Source organism: Actinoplanes sp. NPDC024001, from assembly GCF_040638955.1.
Taxonomy (GTDB): domain Bacteria; phylum Actinomycetota; class Actinomycetes; order Mycobacteriales; family Micromonosporaceae; genus Actinoplanes.
Genome location: NZ_JBEZZB010000136.1, coordinates 1 through 17,958, shown reverse-complemented (window position 1 = coordinate 17,958; position 17,958 = coordinate 1). Strand labels below are relative to the sequence as shown.

Below are 17,958 nucleotides of genomic sequence, written 5' to 3'. Positions count from 1 at the left end.
TATTACCGTGCAGCTGCAACAACTCCGGTACTTCGTAGCGGTGGCTGAGACGCGACATTTCACCCAAGCGGCGGACATTTTGGGCGTCTCGCAACCGACCCTGAGTAAGCAGATTCACACCCTTGAAAGCTCTCTCGGCGCGCCGCTCTTCGAGCGGATCCGGGGCGGTGTCACCCTCACGGTAGCTGGTGAAACGCTGCTCCCGCTGGCGCAGCGGATGGTCGCCGACGCCGACGCGGCGCGCGAGGCCGTGCAGGACATCGTCGGTCTGCGCCGCGGTGAGGTCCGGCTGGGCGCCACCCCCAGTCTCTGCTCCTCACTCGTGCCCGCCGTGCTGCGGACCTACCGCGCCGACCATCCCGGCATCCAGCTGTACGTGAGCGAGGGCAGCTCGCAGGACCTGATCACCGATCTGCTCGCGCACTCGCTCGACCTGGCCCTGATCGTGCACTCCGAGCACGGCGTCGACCCGGCGCTGGAGACCACCGAGCTGCTGCGGGAGAGCCTGGTGGTGGCCTCGGTCGCCGACGGCCCGCCGCTGACCGTGGGCCGCCAGCTCGACCTGGCCGAGCTGCGGCACACCCCGATGGTGATGTTCCGGGAGGGCTACGACATCCGCGACGTCACCCTGCACGCCTGCGAGCGGGCCGGCTTCACCCCCAAGTTCGCCGTCGAGGGCGGCGAGATGGACGCGGTCCTGGCCTTCGTCGAAGCCGGTCTCGGGGTGGCGCTGGTGCCGAGCATGGTGCTGGCCAACCGGCCGTTGCTGCGGGCGACGCCGCTGGCGCCGCCCGGCATGCGCCGGACGATCGCGCTCGCCCAGCGGCGCGGCGCGGTGCTGCCGCACGCGGCAGCCGAGTTGCGCGAGGTCATGCTGGAGCACATCGCCGCCGGTGAGCTGCCCTTCGGCGTACGCGCACTGTAAGGGTCCCGTCCACATCGGGTAGTCAACCGGCCACCGGGCGTTCTAGCATCCCTGCGTGTGGCATGGCGAGTTCCGCGATCCCCGGCTGGTCGAGGTCTATGACGCCGAATGCCCCTGGGGCTGGGACGACGACTTCTTCATGGCGGTTCTCGCCGAGCGCAGCGCGCCCCGGGTCCTCGATCTCGGGTGCGGCACCGGGCGCCTGGCGATCGCCATGGCCGCGGCCGGTCACGAGGTCACCGGGGTCGACCCGGCCACGGCCGCTCTCGACGCCGCCCGCCGCAAGCCCGGCGCCGCCCGGGTGCGGTGGGTCCTCGGGTCGGCGGAGAAGCTGCCGGCCGCGACCTTCGACGCCGCGTTCCTGACCAGCCACACGTCCCAGTTCATCGTCGGTGACCAGGAGTGGCCGGCCGCGCTGCGGTCGCTGCGCAACGCCCTGGTCCCCGGTGGACGGTTGATCTTCGACAGCCGGGACCCGGCGGCCCGCCCGTGGGAGAAGTGGAACCCGGAGGACTCCCGGCGCTCCATCGTGCTGGCCGGAGGGGAGGTCGTCACCGCGTGGACCGAGGTCACCGCGGTCGGCGCGGAGGGTCTGGTGTCGTTCACCCATCACTACCGGTTCTCCGACGGCGGGCACCTGACCAGTGCGGCGCAGATGCGGTTCCGCACCGAGGAGGACCTGCGCGACGCACTGTGGACGGCGGGTTTCCGGGTGGACCGGATCTACGGCGGCTGGGGCCGGGAGCCGGTCGGGCTCAGCGAGGACGGCGAGCTCATCGTGATCGCCGTCGCCGAAACCCGTACCAGAAAGTGATCTTGCCGCGTTTGTGCCGAGATCTGGCAGAAGCCGGTGAAACCATTGCGAAACATGAATACCGGATTAGTATCCGCACCCATCGGCCTCGACCCCGGATGGATGAGGTGGCATGTCCGACAACGAGTGGCCAAGGCAGTTGCCCGCACCGGGCCACGGTGAGTGGACCGAACCGGAACACGCTCCACGGCGGATCCTGCTCTCCGCGGCCCTGGTGCTGGTGGTTCTGCTGGCCGCCGGTGGAGTCGCCTGGCAACTGATGCGCAACGGCTCCGGGCAGCCGGCCGCCCGGCCCAGCGCGGCGCCGCCCCCGTCAGCCACCCAGCCCAGCGTGACGCCCTGCCCCGACCCCGAGCTGCGGGTGACCGCGGCGCCCGAGATCGAGCCACTGATCCGCGAGGCGGCGGCCACCCTGAACCCGGAAGGGCAGCGCTGCGCGCCGATCGTCGTGCAGGCGCAGGAGCCGGGCGCCACCCTGCGCGGCACGCCGAAACCGGACGTCTGGGTGCCGTCCAGCAGCTCGTGGCTGCCGATCGCGGCCGACGCGGGCACGACCTACGCCGTGGAGGGCAAGCCGATCGCGTACTCGCCGATCCTGCTGGCCGCGCCGGAGGGCATCGCGAGCCTGTTCGCCGAGGGTGACAAGGGCTCCTGGACCGGTCTGATCACCAGCCTGGCCTCGGCCCGGATACCCAGCGTCACCATGCCGGACCCGATGACCAGCACGGCCGGTCTGCTCAGCGTGCACGGCGTGCACACCGCGACGGCACGCACCACCAAGGACGCCGGGATCGCCCAGCTGCGGGCGCTCACCCTGCGCAGCCGGATCCAGGAGTCCAACGCGGACCCGGCCACCCTGCTCGGCCGGTTGGCCGGCCAGCAGGACAGCACCACCGCGGTGTACGACATCGGCGTCTTCCCGGTGATCGAGCAGCAGTTGCGGGCGTACCAGAAGGCCGCCAAGGGGGTGCCGATGATCGGCGTCCCGCCGGTCGACGCCCGGGTCGAGGCCGACTATCCGTTCGCCGTCCGCAAGGGCGCCGATCGGGCGCTGGCCGAGCGGCTGCGCGCGGCGATCAGCAAGCCGGCCGTGGCGGCGGCCGGCTTCCGCGCCGAGCCGACCGCCGGGGTGCTGCGGCTGCCGAACGCGGCGGGCCGGCTGCTCGGCCCGGCCCGGCAGTGGGCGCAGTACCAGAAGCTCGCCTTCCAGGTGCTGCTGCTGATCGACTCGTCCGGTTCGATGAACGAGCGGATCACCGACCGCGGCGGGCGGAGCACCACCAAGGCTGCCCTGCTGCGCGAATCCGGCGCCGCTGCGGCTGATCTCTTCGACGACGAGGCCGCGGTCGGGATGTGGTATTTCGGCGACCCGAACCGCAACGGCCCGGCACACACCGAGCAGGTCACGCTCGGGCCGGTCACCGGGGTCGTCGACGGCAAGCCGCGCCGGCAGGCGCTGGTCGACACGATCCGGGCGTACCGGCCGGCGCCGAACGCCGGCACCCCGCTCTACCAGGCGGTGCTCGACGGGGTGGACGCGATGCGCAAGCAGGTCAAGCCGGAGACGGCCACCGTGGTGGTGGTGCTCACCGACGGCGCCGACGGCGGCACCCGGTTCGCGATGTCCAACCAGGACTTCCAGAGGCGGCTCGCCGCCGGCCAGGACCCGGCGAGGCCGGTGCCGATCATCGCGGTCGGTTACGGCCCGGACGCGAACATGCCGGCCCTGCAGGGCATGGCCAGGGCCACCGGTGGACAGGCGATCGCCGCCAGGAACCCGGCCGACCTGGCCTCCGCGGTCGCCAAGGCCTTCCTGGCCGCCCACTCCCGCCCCTGACGGCCGGCGTGCGGGAGATCCACACGGACTATGCGGCGGGGCCGATCTGGTCGGCGACGATGCCGGCGGAGAGAGTGACCATCGGCAGCCCGCCACCCGGGTGGGCGGAGCCGCCGACCAGGTACAGGCCGTCGACCGGGCCCCGGTTCGCCGGCCGTAGCAGCCCGCCCGCGGTGCCGTAGATGGCGCCGCCGGGCGCGGCCGTGGCCTCGGCCAGATCCGCGGGCGTGCGCGTCTCGGCGAACGCCAGCCGGTCCCGCACGTCCAGGCCGCGGCGAGCCAGCACGTTGAGAATGTGCGATCCGTACGCCTCGGCGAGCCCCGGCCGTCGCCAGTCCACTGCGGACCAGCCGGTGCCCTGCCGTGCCGCGTTCACCAGGACGAACCAGGCCTCGTGCCCGTCCGGCCGCACCGCCGGATCAGCGGCCCGGGTCACGAAGATCGCCGGATCGTCCACCGGCCGGGCCCGCCGGTTCGCCGACCCGAAGATCGCGTCGAACTCGGCGTCGTAGTCGCGCGGGAAGAAGACCGTGTGATGGGCCAGCTCCGGCGTCTCCCCGCGCACGCCGAGGAGCAGCACGAACCCGCCGAGGCTGCGGTCGGCGAGCCCGGCCAGCCGGCCCGGGCTGGGCAGCAGATCCCGGTAGAGGGTCAGCGCGTCCACGTTGGAGATCACCACGTCGGCCGGCACGAACGCTCCGGACTCCAGGCGCACCCCGCGTACGCCCGGATCCGTCTCGATCGCCGCGACCGCGGAACCCAGCTCGACCCGTACGCCGAGGGCGCGGCACCGGTCGTGCAGAGCCGTCGCCAGCGTGCCCAGGCCGCCCGGCAGATACCAGCCGCCGTAGGTGAGCTCGGCGTAGGGGATCGCGGCGAGCGCCGCGGGCGCGCGGCGCGGATCCGTGCCGGTGTAGGTCGCGTAACGGTCCAGCAGCATCCGTAACCGCGGATCGCGCAGATAGCGCCGGCCGAGGGCGCGCAGCGACCGGCCCGGCGCGATCGCGGCCAGATCACCGACCCGCCAGGAGAGCCGGGCCAGCGACGTCGCGGTCACCGGCCGGCGCAGCACCGAGGAGTAGGAGGCCCGCCAGATCCGGGCCGCCCGGCGCCAGAACCGGTCCCAGTCGGCGGCCGCCCCGGCGCCCATCGCGGTGGCGATCCGGTCGAGGAAGACATCGTGCGACGACGAGGAGTCGAGCACCGTGCCGTCCGGGAAGACGTGCCGGACCACCGGGTCCAGCGGCTCCGGGCGCAGACCCAGATCCAGCCCGTCGAAGACGTGCGGCAGGGTGAGCAGGCTCGGGCCGGTGTCGAAACGGAAACCCTCCCGCTCGTGGACGGCCAGCTTGCCGCCGACCGTGCCGGACCTCTCGTGCACCACCACCCGGTGCCCGGCGGCGGCCAGCCGGGCGGCCGCGACCAGGCCGCCGACCCCGGCGCCGATCACCACGATCTCGCTCATCCCGACATGATCCTCCGGCCGCGCCAGGTGAGACGACCCAGGCGGCGCAGACGGAAGGAACGGGCGACCAGCCAGGCGAACAGCACCACCGAGAGCGGGTGCGCGAGCGCGTCCGGGAAGACCCGCCCGCCGGTGGCGATCGCGCTGATCACGCGCCCGGTGACCCCGAGCAGATAGGCGGCCAGGGCCCACAGTCCCAGCGGGAGCAGGAGGGGCGGCAGCGCGTACAGGAGAAGCAGCAGCGCCACGACGGCGACCGCGCCGGCCGGCGAGCCGAACGAGGCCCACAGCGACTTGCCGTAACCGTCCGCCAGGTCGGACCAGGACTCGTACATCCGGCAGGTGGCCAGCCGCGAGCCGTCGGCGAGCGCGATGCGCCCGCCGGCGCGTTTCACCGCGCGGGCCAGCCCGATGTCCTCCAGGACGTCGTCGCGCACGGCGGCATGGCCGCCGGCCCGGCGGTAACCGGCCCGGTCCACCACCAGCCACTGGCCGCCGGCGGCGGCCAGCGACGGGCGCGGCGAGCGCTCCATGCCGCGCAGCGGCAGGAAGGTGAGCCAGGACCATTGCAGCAGCGGTTGCACCAGGCGCCCGGCGCCGGTGATCCGAGGGTACGGCGACAGCAGGGTCACCCGGGCATCCCGCAGCAACGCCACCGCCCCGGCGACGGCGTCCGGTTCCAGCACCACGTCGGCGTCCACGAAGACCAGCACGTCCGCGTCACCGGCCGCGTCGGCGAGCCGGGCGCAGGCGTTCGGTTTGCCCAGCCAGCCCGGCGGCGGCGGGGTCCCGGCATGCAGCCGCACCCGGTCGCCGGCGACCGCACGGACCACGTCGGCCGTGCCGTCGGTGGAGCCGTCGTCGAGCACGTGGATCGTCAGCTCCGGCACGCCGCGCTGGGCCAGCAGCGACTCCAGGCAGGGCGTGACCCGGGTGGCCTCGTCGCGCAGCGGCAGCAGCACCGCGACCCGGTCCACGATGGACGCGTTCCGTCGCGGTCGGCGCAGCAGCAGGGCGTTGACCGCGGTGTGCCCGGTGAGCAGCAGCAGCGGCGCCAGGAACAGCCAGGCGATCACGCTTTTGTCCGCAGTCGCAGCACGAGCGGGAGGACCGCGGCGCCCATCAGCACGCCACCCCAGAGGGCGGACGCGGGCAGGTCGAGAAAGACGGCGTGCGCCAGGACCGAGGAGAAGTAGGTCCAGAGCCACAGGGCGTACATCGGCGCATCTTTTTTGCCCAGACCTGACACGATATTTGCTGACAGGGCCGTCATCAGCAGCAGCGCGAACCCGAGCCACCCCAGGTAGTTGCTGACCGGAATGCCGGCCAGCCCGGGCAGCGCGGGCACCGGATCATGCCAGCGCCAGTACCCCTCGGCGACCATCTGCGGATCGAGAAACAGATCCCACGCGGCCAGGCCGGCCGCGGCCAGCGCGATGCGCGCCGCGCGGCCGCGCGTCACCCGCACCGCGGCCAGCCACGCCGGCCACGCCATCCAGGTCCAGGCCAACGGGATGATCAGGGGTACGCCGAGCAGCTTCGGGCCGAGTTCACCGGAGTAGTCGTACGTGCCGAAGGGGAAGCCGGTCGCCACCCCGATCGCCTCGACCGCGAAACCGCCGATCCCCGCGGCGCCGATCAGCGCTGCCGCCGCCCGCGGCCCACGGCTGAGGAAGGCGTGCGCGACCGAGAGCAGCACCCCGATCAGCACGGTCGCCACGGTCAGCCCCGCGCGGAGCTCACCCGAGGTGAGTGGATAGCAGATCTGAGCCAAGATCAAGGCGCCGAGCAGCGCCCACGGAACCCGCTGCACCAGTCAGCCGCCGACTGCGCCGGGGCTGTCCTCGACCACCGGCAGCTCCCGCCCGAGGATCGCGAAGGCCCGCTCGTCGCCGGGGAAGATGAAGTTGCGCAGCACATCGGTGAAACCGAACCGCCGGTACAACCGCCAGGCGCGCGACGTCTGCTCGTCCGCCTCCGGAGTGGAGAGCAGCACGGTCTTGCCCTCGGCCATGGCGAGCAGCGCGCGCAGCTGGCGGGCGCCCACCCCGTGGCCCTGGGCGACCGGCCGGACGTGCAGCTCCACCACCTCGAAACAGTCGGCCAGCCAGTGCCGCCGGGACGGATCGTCCAGCGCCGACCGCACCTGGTCGTGCCACCACTGGCCGGGAGCGGAAGTGTAGCCGTAGCCGAACCCGGCGACCCGTCCGTCCGGGGTGGTCGTGGCGACCGCGCGGAACCCGGGACGGCGCACGTGTGACCCGATGTAGCCGCGCCGGGTCTGCAGCAGCTCCGGCCGGTAGCCCATCGCCTCGCCGTAGACGGCGACCACGTCGTCGAGCCGGCGCAGCAGGTCGTCCGGCTGCCAAGCAACGAGCCTCATCGCTCCCTCTCCTCGGCCGTCCAGCCCAGCACGGACCGGTCGCCGCTGATGTCGTGCACCGCGAAACGGGCGAACAGCTCCTCCGCGTACCAGCGGTCGGCCGGGGTACGGGCGATCGCCGCGCGATGCTGCGGCTGACGGTACGCGAAAGCGGTGAGGTCCGTCGCGCTGCGCCACACGCTGACCGTGCCCTGCCAGCCGATCGGCGCCTCACCGACCCCGAAGTGCGCGAGCAGGCCGGGCGCGGCGAGCACCTCGTGGGCCACCGCCGGGATCGCCCGCCAGAACCGGACCGCCCGGGAGGGTCGCAGCCGCGCCCGGGTCAGGGCCAGCACCATGCCGTCGGCCTTGCGGCCGGTCGGCTGGAACGGGCTCCGCTTCGCCCACGTGCCCCGGCTGATCAGCGGCTCCAGGTCGACACGGGCGCTGCTGGTGGCGATCCGGTCCCAGGTAGGGAAATCGACCGGCCGGTCGCTGACCGTGAACGCCGCGTACCGGGTGAGGTCGGCGTCGCCGGGACCGAAGCCTTGAGCCGTGCCGAGGAACTTCGCGAACTGAACCCCGGGCCGGTGACGGCGGGCGAACGCCATCCGCAGCAGGGCCGCCCCGACGGCACGGCGCGGCACCCGCCAGACGTGCAGGCTGACCTGTGTCATGCGGTGCCGTCCTCGGCATGCTCCTCTGGCCCTCGCTGGCGAGGTCGTCTTGTCGGTGCGGCGGGGTGCCGCTCGGTGCAGGCGGTCATGCCACCTCGGCCGGGGTGCCGTCGGTGACCCGCACCAGCTCGGCGTAGGTGATCGGGAAGACCGACTGGGGCACCCCGCCGGCCGCCCAGACCGTCGGGTACTGCTGGAGGTCCACGTCGACCAGGGTGCGCACCGGTTTCGGGTGACCGAGCGGAGCGACCCCGCCGATCGCCTGCCCGGTGTGCCGCCGGACGAACTCGGGGGTGGCCCGGCGCAGCTTCGCGACACCGAGCGTGGCCGCCACCTTCGCGGTGTCCACCCGGTGCGCGCCGGAGGTCAGCACGAGCAGCGGCTCACCGTCCGCGTCGAAGATCAGCGAGTTGGCGATCTGGCCGACCTCGATCTCCAGAGCGGCCGCGGCCGCGGCGGCGGTGTGCACCGCCTCGTCCAGGATGACGATCTCGGCGTCCACCCCGGCACCCACCAGGGCGTCCCGCACCGCGGTCACGTTGGGATGACTGTGCATCGCCTCATCCTGCCGCCTTGGCGCTGGCCTCCCAGAGCCGGGCCGCCAGCTGCGGGTCCCGCGCGTGCGGCGCCGGGCGGGCCGGCTCCCGGCCGACGTAGTAACCGCCGTTGACCAGCTCGGCGGCCGGCGCGGTGGCCAGCCAGACCAGCAGCTCACCGGCCTTCTCCGGGGTGACCAGGAACGGCGCGAACCGGTAGAAGAACCGGGTGAGCCGGCCCGCCCCGAAATTGGTGCGCACCACACCCGGGTGGAAGGACACGCTGGTCACGTCCGGCCACCGGCGGGCCGCCTCGGCGGCGAAGAGGATGTTCGCGGCCTTGCCCGCGCCGTAGGCCTGCCAGGGGTTGTACTTCGCCGGATCACCCTCCAGCCGCTCCGGATCCGGGCTGCCCTGCACGTGCGCCCGCGAGGCCGTGTTGACCACCCGGCCGTCGCGCAGCTGCTCCCGCAACATCGTGGTGAGCAGGAAATGGGAGAGGTGGTTGCCCTGGATGGTGGCCTCGTAGCCGTCCTCGGTGCGCCGGTACTCGCCGACCATGCCGCCGGCGTTGTTCGCCAGCACGTCGATCTTGGAAAATCGGTCCCGCAGCTGGTCGGCGAGGGTGCGAACCTGGGCGAAAGACTCGAAGTCGGTGCGGAAGTGGAGCGGCTCGCGTCCGCCGGCCTGCCCCACCTGGGCGACGGCGTCGGCCAGCCGCTGCTGGTCACGCCCGACCAGCACGACCTCGTCGCCGCGGGCGGCGAACTGCTTGGCGGCGGCCAGGCCCACGCCTGAGCTGCCGCCGGTGACCACGATCGTTGATGTCACTTCGGTCGCCCTCCTGGCTGGTCCGGCTTCATCGTGCATCCTGGCACCCGGGCCGGCCGGCGGCATCCCGAAGGTGGTCGCGTCCGGCTTTGCTCTGCGTCCCGCTCGGCCAGGCCGCCCACGCTCGGCCTACCTGCCGGGTGCCCCAGCCTGCCCGACATGGCTTGCCCAGCCCGGCGTGCCCGGTCTGCCCGCCCGGCTTGGCGGCCCGGGCGGCTGCCTGCCCGGCTTGTCCAGACTGGCGCGCCTGGTGTGCCCGCCGGGCTTGGCCGGCCTGGCTTGGCTGCCTGCCGGCTTGCCCAGCATGGCCGATCCGGCTTGCCCGACCCGGCGTACTGGGTCCGGTGTGCCCGACCAGCCGCCATGCCTGGCCCGCCTGCCCGGCTTGGCGGTATGCCCCATGCCTGACTGCCTGCTCGGCTCGGCGTGCCGGCCCGCTCTTTGCGTGGCCGGCACGCCGTCGGAGTTCGCCATCGGTGGCCTGGCGGGAAGTCGATCATCTGTTCTAAAAAGCTGGCCGGCGCGGGCCGCGAAGGTTGCTTTTTTGTCGTAGGTGGGTGTTAGTCTCTGCGGTAGTTAGAACGGATGTTCGAACGGGCCTCGCCCGGGAGGGCAGCGTTCTGACCCGGGAGCGTGTTTCGCGGCGCGCCTCCCGGCGCGGCACCCGCGAAGTGCCGTGCGCGTGGTTCGGGCATTCGCGGGCCCGAGCCCGTACAAGGCAGGCCGTCGCCCGCCGCCCCCGACCCCCGGTGGCGGGCGACGGACCCGCCGGGCGGTGCCGCCGGGTGTGGTGTGGGGAAGCTTCACGCCCGGTCGGCTCGCCGCCGGGGCAGGCTTCACGGTTTGCCCGACGGGGCTCCGGCTCTGCCCGCTGGAGCCCCGTCCCGGCCCCGGCCGATCCGCAACGGATCTGCTGGAGCTCGTTCTGGGCGCGGTTGGTCCGTGACGGATCTGCTGGAGCTCGTTCTGGGCGCGGTTGGTCCGTGACGGATCCGCTGATGTCCAGCCCCGGGTCCGGTTGGTCCGTGATGGATCTGCCGGAGTTCGGTCCCGGCGCTTGCCGGTCCTTGGGGATCGGCTTGGTGCCGGGGGTTTGTCCGCTGTGTCTTCCTCCGCGGCGGGACGGTTCGGCCCCTCACGTCGGATGCGGAACAGGCGAGGAGAAACAACCATGGCGAGCACCACTGCCCCGGGCCTCGAGCCGGCTCTCGGTCCGGCGCGTGCCGGCGCGGCCACCCGGGCGGAGGCGCCCACGGTCCCGGCGCACATGCTGCCCCACCGCACACCGGCTCAGCTGCTGACGATCGCCCGGCAAGGGCTCGACGAGGCGGCATGCACCAATCCCGACGGGCTGCGTTACGCGGCTGCTCATCTCGCCGCCCTGCGTGCGGCTGCGGCTCTGCTCGCCGCCCTGCGTGCGGCTGCGGCTCTGCTCGCCGCCCGTGCCCGGCCATCCGCGCCGGGGCGCCGCACCCGGGCGACCAGTGTCTGGTCCCTGCTCGTCATGGTGGCGCCCGAGTTCGGTGAGTGGGCCGGCTATTTCGCGCTCGGCGCGGGCAAGCGTGCCGCGGCGGAGGCCGGCATCCCCCGCGTGGTGAGCGCCCGCGAGGCCGACGATCTCCTGCGCGCGGCGGAACAGTTCGTCACCGTGGTCGAGTCGTCCCTCGGCATGAGCTATCAGCCACCCCTGGCCGCGTGACCTGACCGCCGTTCCTGGCGTGAGCACGTGCAAGGTGGTGGCTGCCCGGCGGTGGGCTGCTGCGTGAGGGGGCGTGGTGGAAAAAGCCGTGCGCACACTGCTGGTCTGGTGTCCGGACTGGCCGATCGTCGCTGCGGAGATCGTCGAAGGCGTGGCGGCCGGGGAAGCGGTCGTGGTGCTGTCCAACAACCGGGTGCTGGCCTGTTCCGAGGCGGCACGCCGGGAAGGGGTGCGGCGGGGGCTGCGGCGCCGGGAAGCGCAGAGCCGGTGCCCGTGGGTGACCGTCGTGGAGCACGATCCGGCGCGTGACGCCCGGGCGTTCGAGCCGGTGGTGGCGGCGATCGAGGAGGTCGTGGCCGGGGTCGAGGTGATCCGGGCCGGTGCGTGCGCGGTCGCGGTGCGCGGCCCGGCACGGTATTTCGGTGGTGAGGAGGCCGCAGCCGAGCGGATCGTCGAGCAGGTCGCGCAGGCCTGTGCGGTGGAGTGCCAGGTCGGGATCGCCGACGGGGTGTTCGCGGCCGGGATCGCCGCGCGTACCGGGCGGATCGTGCCACCGGGGAAGACCCGCGAGTTCCTGGCCGGCGTGCCGGTCGAGGCTCTGGAACGCCCGGACCTGACCGATCTGCTGCACCGGCTGGGGGTGAAGACGCTCGGCGAGTTCGCCGCGCTGCCGGCCGGGGACGTGCTGACCCGGTTCGGGTTCGACGGTGCGCTGGCGCACCGGCTCGCCGCCGGGGCCGATCACCGGCCGCTCGCGGTCCGCAGACCGCCGCTCGATCTGGCCGTCGAGGAGACCTACGACGAGCCGCTGGAGCGGGTGGACGTGGCCGCGTTCGCCGGCCGGGCGCTGGCCGAGCGGCTGCACGAAGGGCTCGCGGCGCACGGTCTGGCCTGCACCCGGCTCGGGGTGGAAGCGGTCACCGTGGACGGTCAGGAGCTCTACCGGGTGTGGCGGCACGACGGCACGCTGAGCGCCACGGCCATCGCCGACCGGGTGCGCTGGCAGCTGGACGGCTGGCTCACCGGTGCCCGGCGCGGCACCCTGAACCGGCCGACCGCCGGCCTGGTCCGGCTCCGGCTGGTGCCCGACGGGGTGCTGGTCCACCTCGGACTGCAGCCCGGCCTCTGGGGCGACACCGGCGCCGAACGCGACCGGGCGCACCGGGCCTTCAGCCGGGTGCAGGGCCTGCTCGGCCCGAACGCGGTGGTCACCGCCGTGCCAGGCGGCGGCCGCTCAGCCGACGACCAGATCCGCCTGGTGGCGTGGGGCGACGAACGCGAGCCTTCCCGGCCGGGCCGACCGCACGCCGACCCGATTCCCGACCTGGGGATCGTGCGCGAGCGCCCCACCGCGCGTCCATTGCGGCTGGTCAGGCCGCTACCCGAGGCGGCGCCGGTTCCTGTGGGTGGAGAGCAGGCTGCACCGGAGACGGCGGCCCCGAGCTTCGTGCCTGGCGAGGTTGGCGGAGTGGTTGACGATCTCGCGTCTGTGGTGCGGTTCCGGCCGCGGCGGGCGCCGCAGGAGCCGGCTGCCGAGGAGGGTGGGGCCGGGCGGGCCGGTGGAGGGCTGGTCAGCCTGATCGAGTTCGGCAGTGCGCGCTCCGGGCGGGGATCGGCGGGCCTGACCGCGGCTGGTGATGTGCGGTCGAGCAGCGAAGCGGCGGGCTCGGGTGAAGTCGGTGCTGGGTGGCGAGGTGCGGGTCCGGCCGGGGTGGGTGATGTGCGGTCGGGCAAGGACGCGGCGGGCGCCGGGTGGCCGGAGTCGGGATCGAGTGCGGCGGGCGCCGGGTGGCCGGAGGCGGGATCGAGTGCGGCGGGTGCCGGGTGGCCGGAGTCGGGATCGAGTGCGGCGGGCGCCGGGTGGCCGGAGGCGGGATCGAGTGCGGCTGACGCTGGGCGGCGGGGCAAGGCGAGCGCGGGCTCGGTTGAGGGTGGTGCCGGGTGGCCTGGTCAGGGATCAGGGCCGGACGGGAGTGCTGAGAGCGGGCCGGTGCGGCCGGCCGGGCGGCGGTCGGGGCGGCGGGCGAGCCGGCAGGTTGCGTTGCCGCCCTGGCCGGGGCGGCTGCCCAAGCCCGCGCCGGCGGTGGTGCCCGGGCAGCCGGCGGGGGCCGTGGTGCTCGACGCGGCGGGCCGGGCGGTGGGGGTGAGCGGGCGGCTCGAGCTCTCCGGGCCGCCGGTGACCGTCGCCGTGGAGCGGGGCGCACCGGCCGAGATCGTCGGGTGGGCCGGGCCGTGGCCGGTTGACGAGCGCTGGTGGGCGGCCGAGGAGGCGCGGCGGCGGGCCCGGTTCCAGGTGACGCTGGCGGGCGGGCGGGCGCTGCTGCTGTCGCTGGCGAGCGGCCACTGGATGGTGGAGGCGGTTTACGACTGATCCGAGGCCGGAGGCGGGTCGGCGATTGAACCGGGAGCAAAGCCTATGGCTGAGCCAGGGGACAAGGCCTACGGCTGAGCACGCGGCAAGGCTCGCGGCTGAACCGGGAGCAAGGCGCATGGCTGAGCCAGGGGACAAGGCCTACGGCTGAGCGCGCGGCAAGGCTCGCGGCTGAGCCGGGAGCAAGGCGCATGGCTGAGCCAGGGGCAAGGGCTGCGGCTGAGCCTGGGTGGGAAGGGCTGCGGCTGCCTGAGGTGCGGAAGGGCGGCGGGTGGGCCGGTGGCGGTTTGCGGTGAGGGCTTGGCGGAGGAAGGTCAGAGGTGGGCTTCAACAACCCGGATGTGCCGTGGTCACAGCTGGAGAGCACGCTGTCCGGGCGCAAGCCGGCCGGGCGGCGCGACCTGTGGGCGGTCAACGACGAGCAGCTGGTGGTGGATCCGCTGGCGATCGACGGGGACGGGGGTGACTCGCCGGCCTGGAGCCGCAAGCGGGAGCCCTACCGGGCCGCGCCGGGGCTGGTTCGGGCGGAGAGCGCCACGGATTACGCGGAGCTGCACTGTCACACCAACTTCAGCTTCCTGGACGGCGCCAGCCATCCCGAGGATCTCGCTGAGGAGGCCGCCCGGCTCGGGCTGAGCGGGCTGGCCGTCACCGACCACGACGGCTTCTACGGTGTGGTCCGGTTCTCCCAGGCGGCCCGGGAGCTGAGCCTGCCCACGATCTTCGGCGCCGAGCTGTCGCTGGGGCTGTCCCGGCCGCAGGGTGGCGAGGCGGACCCGGAAGGCGTGCATCTGCTGGCCCTGGCGCACGGCCACGAGGGCTACGCCCGGCTGGCCCGGGTGATCTCGCAGGCCCAGCTGCGCGGCGGTGAGAAGGGCAAGCCGGAGTACGGCGAGCTGGAGCAGGTCGCCGCCGACCTCCGGAACCACGTGCTGGTGCTGACCGGATGCCGCAAGGGCCCGGTCCCGCAGGCGCTGGCCACGCGCGGGGTGGAGGCAGCAGCGTACGAGCTGGACCGTCTCGTCGACCTGTTCGGCGCCGGGAACGTGGCGGTGGAGCTGACCGAGCACGGCGACCCGTACGACTCGGATCGCAACGACGTCCTGTTCGAGCTGGCCGGCAGCCGCGGCCTGGAGGTGGTGGCGACCAACAACGTGCACTACGCGACCCCGTCCCGGCGCCGGCTGGCGACCGCCCTGGCCGCGGTCCGGGCCCGGCGCAGCCTGGACGACATGGACGGCTGGCTGCCCGCGGCCGGCACCGCCCACCTGCGCGGCGGCGACGAGATGGCGCGCCGGTTCGCCGCCTATCCGGGCGCGGTGGCGAACGCCGCGATGTTCGGCGCGGGCCTCGCCTTCGACCTGGACCTGGTCGCGCCGAGACTCCCGGACTACCCGGTGCCGGAGGGGCACACCGAGATGAGCTGGCTGCGGCAGCTGACCATGGAGGGCGCCCGGCAGCGATACGGCGAGCATCACCCGAAGGCCTACGCGCAGATCGAGAAGGAACTGCGCATGATCGAGGAGCTGGGCTTCCCCGGGTATTTCCTGGTGGTCTACGACATCGTGAAGTTCTGCCGGGACGAGAAGATCTACTGCCAGGGGCGGGGCTCGGCGGCGAACTCGGCGGTCTGTTACGCGCTCTGGATCACCAACGTCGACTCGGTGCGCTACAACCTGCTCTTCGAGCGGTTCCTCGCCCCGGAGCGGGACGGCCCGCCGGACATCGACGTGGACATCGAGTCGGACCGGCGCGAGGAGGTGATCCAGCACGTCTACCGGAGGTACGGGCGGGAGCACACCGCCCAGGTGGCGAACGTGATCTCGTACCGGCCGCGGTCGGCCGTGCGGGACATGGCGCGGGCGTTCGGGTTCTCGCCCGGTCAGCAGGACGCCTGGAGCAAGCAGATCGACCGCTGGGGTGACGTGGCCGCCGCCGACGGGGACATCCCGGAGCAGGTCGTCGCCTTCGCGAACGAGGTGCAGAACTTCCCCCGGCATCTCGGCATCCACTCCGGCGGCATGGTGATCTGCGACCGGCCGATCATCGAGGTGTGCCCGGTGGAGTGGGGGCGGATGCCGGGCCGCACGGTGCTGCAGTGGGACAAGGACGACTGCGCCGCCGTCGACCTGGTCAAGTTCGACCTGCTCGGGCTCGGCATGCTGTCGGCGCTGCACTACGCGTACGACATGATCGAGGACGAGCTGGACATCGCGACGATGCCGCTGGACGACGACGAGGTCTACGCGATGCTCTGCCGGGCGGACTCGGTCGGGGTGTTCCAGGTGGAGAGCCGGGCCCAGATGGCCACGCTGCCCCGGCTCAAGCCCCGTGAGTTCTACGACCTGGTCATCGAGGTGGCCCTGATCCGCCCCGGCCCGATCCAGGGCGGCTCGGTCCACCCGTACATTCGGCGCAAGAACGGCCTGGAGGCGCCCCGCGTGCCGCACCCGCTGATGGAGAACGCGCTGGCCAAGACCCTCGGGGTGCCGCTCTTCCAGGAGCAGCTGATGCAGCTGGCGATCGACGTGGCCGGGTTCGACCCGGCCGAGGCGGACCAGCTGCGGCGCGCCATGGGCGCGAAGCGCTCGATCGAGAAGATGGAGCGGATCAAGAAGAGGCTGTACGACGGGATGGCCGCCAACGGCATCACCGGTGAACTCGCCGACGACCTGTTCGTCAAGCTCTCCGCGTTCGCCAGTTACGGCTTCCCGGAGAGTCACGCGATGAGCTTCGCCTATCTGGTCTACGCCAGCGCCTGGCTGAAGCGTTATCACCCGGCGGCGTTCTGCGCGGCGCTGCTCAACGCGCAGCCGATGGGTTTCTACTCGCCGCAGACGCTGGTCGACGACGCCCGGCGGCACGGTGTCGAGGTGCGCCGGCCGGACATCAACCTCAGCGACGCCGCGGCCACCCTGGAGACCACGCCGGCGACCCGGCGCAAGAGTGAGCCGGGCGAGCCTCCGCACGCGTGGGGGATCGGTGGCCCAGCCGTGCGGCAGGGGCTGTCCAGTATTCGTACGATCGGGTCCGACCTGGCCGAGCGGATCGAGGCGGACCGGAAGGCGCATGGTCTGTTCCGGTCGATGACGGACCTCGCCCGGCGTACCGGATGCTCGACTGCCCAGCTGGAGGCCCTCGCCACCGCCGATGCCTTTGCGGGTTTCGGTCTTTCGCGCCGTGAGGCGCTGTGGGCCGCGGGAGCGGCCGCCCTGGACAAACCGGACCGCCTGCCGGGCACGGTGACCGGCACCGACGCGCCGATGCTGCCCGGGATGAGCGAGGTGGACGTGCTGGTGGCGGATGTCTGGGCGACCGGGTTGTCGCCGGACACGCATCCGGCGCGGTTCATCCGGGACGAGCTGGACCGGGCGGGTGCGCTGCCGATCGACCGGTTGTCCGGGGTGGAGGCGGGCACCCGGATCCGGGTCGGCGGGATCGTCACCCACCGGCAGCGGCCGGCGACCGCGGGTGGGGTGACCTTCGTGAACCTGGAGGACGAGACCGGGATGCTGAACGTGACCTGCTCGCCGGGGCTGTGGCAGCGGTACCGGCGGGTGGCCCGCAGCAGCGCGGCCCTGATCGTCCGGGGCCGGCTGGAGAAGGCCGAGGGCGTGCTGAATCTGGTGGCCGACCGGTTGGAGGAGGTGACGCCACCGGTCACCCCAGCATCTCGCGATTTCCGGTGAATTGCACCTTTCGCGGTGTACGGTGCATCCCGAAACGATCCGGGGGTGCATCATGATCCAAACGATGATCGGACTTGCCGCGGTGTCGACCGCCCTGCTGGGCGCCGCGCAACCTGTGCCACGGCCGTCGCCGTCGCCCCGCGCCGACCTCACCCTCACCTACATGGCGGACGCCGGGTTCGCGGCGGCCGTCAAACTCACCTGCGATCCGGTCGGTGGCGGCCACCCCAAACCGGGCCAGGCCTGCGCCACGCTGCGGCGGGCCGGCGCGGACCCGGCGAAGCTGGAGCCCGGCGACTCCATGTGCGCCCTGCTCTACCAGCCGGTGAAGGCCGAGCTCAAAGGGGTGTGGCGGGGCAAGACGGTGGAGTGGGCGCAGACCTACGGCAACACCTGCGAGATGAACCGCGCTACGGGTGTCCTCTTCGAGTTCTAGGTCGGGGCTAGTCTGCCTGGGTGGAAACTGCATCTGCGCGTACCGGGAGGCCCGCCCGCACCGCGGCGGTCTGGGCGGTTCTCCGCCGTGAACTGGACCGGCACGCCGGCCGTGAGCTGACCGTGCTCGACGTCGGCGGTGGCACCGGCGGGTTCGCCGTGCCGCTCGCCGAGGCCGGCCACCACGTCACGGTGATCGACGCGAGCCCGGACGCGCTCGCCGATGCCGATCCGCTCCAGGGCCAGCACGGCCTGCCGGCGGAAGTCGCGGGCCACGGCGTGGGTGGTGTGGTCGAAGTAGCCGCCGCTGTCGACCG

Annotated in this window: 14 protein-coding genes and 1 pseudogene; 8 read left to right on the top strand and 7 right to left on the bottom strand. The window is 73.1% G+C overall.

Going from position 1 to position 17,958, the window contains the following annotated elements; translation table 11 throughout:
- Window position 1: 1 nt before the first annotated feature.
- The 3 genes from AB0F81_RS37805 to AB0F81_RS37795 all read left to right on the top strand — a co-directional run bounded on the left by AB0F81_RS37805 (window position 2) and on the right by AB0F81_RS37795 (window position 3,576).
- On the top strand, window positions 2-925 hold the full coding sequence (locus AB0F81_RS37805) for a LysR substrate-binding domain-containing protein (protein WP_360205650.1): 924 nt from the start codon (window positions 2-4) through the stop codon (window positions 923-925).
- Between the two features lie 55 nt (window positions 926-980).
- Window positions 981-1,739 (top strand): methyltransferase domain-containing protein, encoded by a 759-nt coding sequence (locus AB0F81_RS37800; RefSeq protein ID WP_360205614.1) that lies wholly within the window; start codon window positions 981-983, stop codon window positions 1,737-1,739.
- A 112-nt stretch (window positions 1,740-1,851) separates the two neighbouring features.
- Complete coding sequence (locus tag AB0F81_RS37795) at window positions 1,852-3,576, top strand: substrate-binding domain-containing protein (RefSeq protein WP_360205611.1); 1,725 nt, start codon at window positions 1,852-1,854, stop codon at window positions 3,574-3,576.
- Window positions 3,577-3,604: 28 nt separating this feature from the next.
- Here the strand turns inward: AB0F81_RS37795 and crtI are convergent, their stop codons facing one another.
- The 7 genes from crtI to AB0F81_RS37760 form a co-directional block, all read right to left on the bottom strand.
- A complete protein-coding gene (gene crtI / locus AB0F81_RS37790; RefSeq protein ID WP_360205608.1) occupies window positions 3,605-5,041 on the bottom strand; it encodes a phytoene desaturase family protein in 1,437 nt (478 codons plus the stop codon).
- Window positions 5,038-6,117: a glycosyltransferase gene (locus AB0F81_RS37785; RefSeq protein ID WP_360205605.1), complete on the bottom strand. Its 1,080-nt coding sequence runs from the start codon at window positions 6,115-6,117 to the stop codon at window positions 5,038-5,040. Before AB0F81_RS37785 ends, crtI begins: the two co-directional genes overlap by 4 nt.
- Entirely contained in the window at window positions 6,114-6,857 is a 744-nt protein-coding gene (locus tag AB0F81_RS37780; protein ID WP_360205649.1) for a carotenoid biosynthesis protein, read from the bottom strand. Before AB0F81_RS37780 ends, AB0F81_RS37785 begins: the two co-directional genes overlap by 4 nt.
- Window positions 6,858-7,424 carry a GNAT family N-acetyltransferase gene (locus AB0F81_RS37775; RefSeq protein ID WP_360205602.1) on the bottom strand — a complete coding sequence of 189 codons (567 nt, stop codon included), beginning with the start codon at window positions 7,422-7,424 and terminating at the stop codon, window positions 6,858-6,860.
- Complete coding sequence (locus AB0F81_RS37770; RefSeq protein WP_360205600.1) at window positions 7,421-8,080, bottom strand: monooxygenase; 660 nt, start codon at window positions 8,078-8,080, stop codon at window positions 7,421-7,423. The genes AB0F81_RS37775 and AB0F81_RS37770 overlap by 4 nt, the downstream gene beginning before the upstream one ends.
- 85 nt (window positions 8,081-8,165) lie before the next feature.
- Complete coding sequence (locus AB0F81_RS37765; protein WP_360205597.1) at window positions 8,166-8,636, bottom strand: YbaK/EbsC family protein; 471 nt, start codon at window positions 8,634-8,636, stop codon at window positions 8,166-8,168.
- 4 nt (window positions 8,637-8,640) lie between these two features.
- Complete coding sequence (locus tag AB0F81_RS37760) at window positions 8,641-9,447, bottom strand: SDR family NAD(P)-dependent oxidoreductase (RefSeq protein WP_360205594.1); 807 nt, start codon at window positions 9,445-9,447, stop codon at window positions 8,641-8,643.
- A 1,267-nt stretch (window positions 9,448-10,714) separates the two neighbouring features.
- Here AB0F81_RS37760 and AB0F81_RS37755 point away from each other — a divergent pair.
- The 5 genes and pseudogenes from AB0F81_RS37755 to AB0F81_RS37735 form a co-directional block, all read left to right on the top strand.
- Window positions 10,715-11,146, top strand: coding sequence for an SAV_6107 family HEPN domain-containing protein (locus AB0F81_RS37755; protein WP_360205646.1), 432 nt, complete (start codon window positions 10,715-10,717; stop codon window positions 11,144-11,146).
- Window positions 11,147-11,222: 76 nt separating this feature from the next.
- Window positions 11,223-12,449: pseudogene (locus AB0F81_RS37750) on the top strand (DNA polymerase Y family protein); the annotation flags it as partial.
- Between the two features lie 1,388 nt (window positions 12,450-13,837).
- Window positions 13,838-17,206: an error-prone DNA polymerase gene (locus AB0F81_RS37745; protein ID WP_360205591.1), complete on the top strand. Its 3,369-nt coding sequence runs from the start codon at window positions 13,838-13,840 to the stop codon at window positions 17,204-17,206.
- A 64-nt stretch (window positions 17,207-17,270) separates the two neighbouring features.
- Window positions 17,271-17,642 carry an SSI family serine proteinase inhibitor gene (locus AB0F81_RS37740; RefSeq protein WP_360205588.1) on the top strand — a complete coding sequence of 124 codons (372 nt, stop codon included), beginning with the start codon at window positions 17,271-17,273 and terminating at the stop codon, window positions 17,640-17,642.
- A 20-nt stretch (window positions 17,643-17,662) separates the two neighbouring features.
- Window positions 17,663-17,958, top strand: a 296-nt coding sequence (locus tag AB0F81_RS37735) for a methyltransferase domain-containing protein (RefSeq protein WP_360205586.1), incomplete at its 3' end; no start/stop codon positions are given.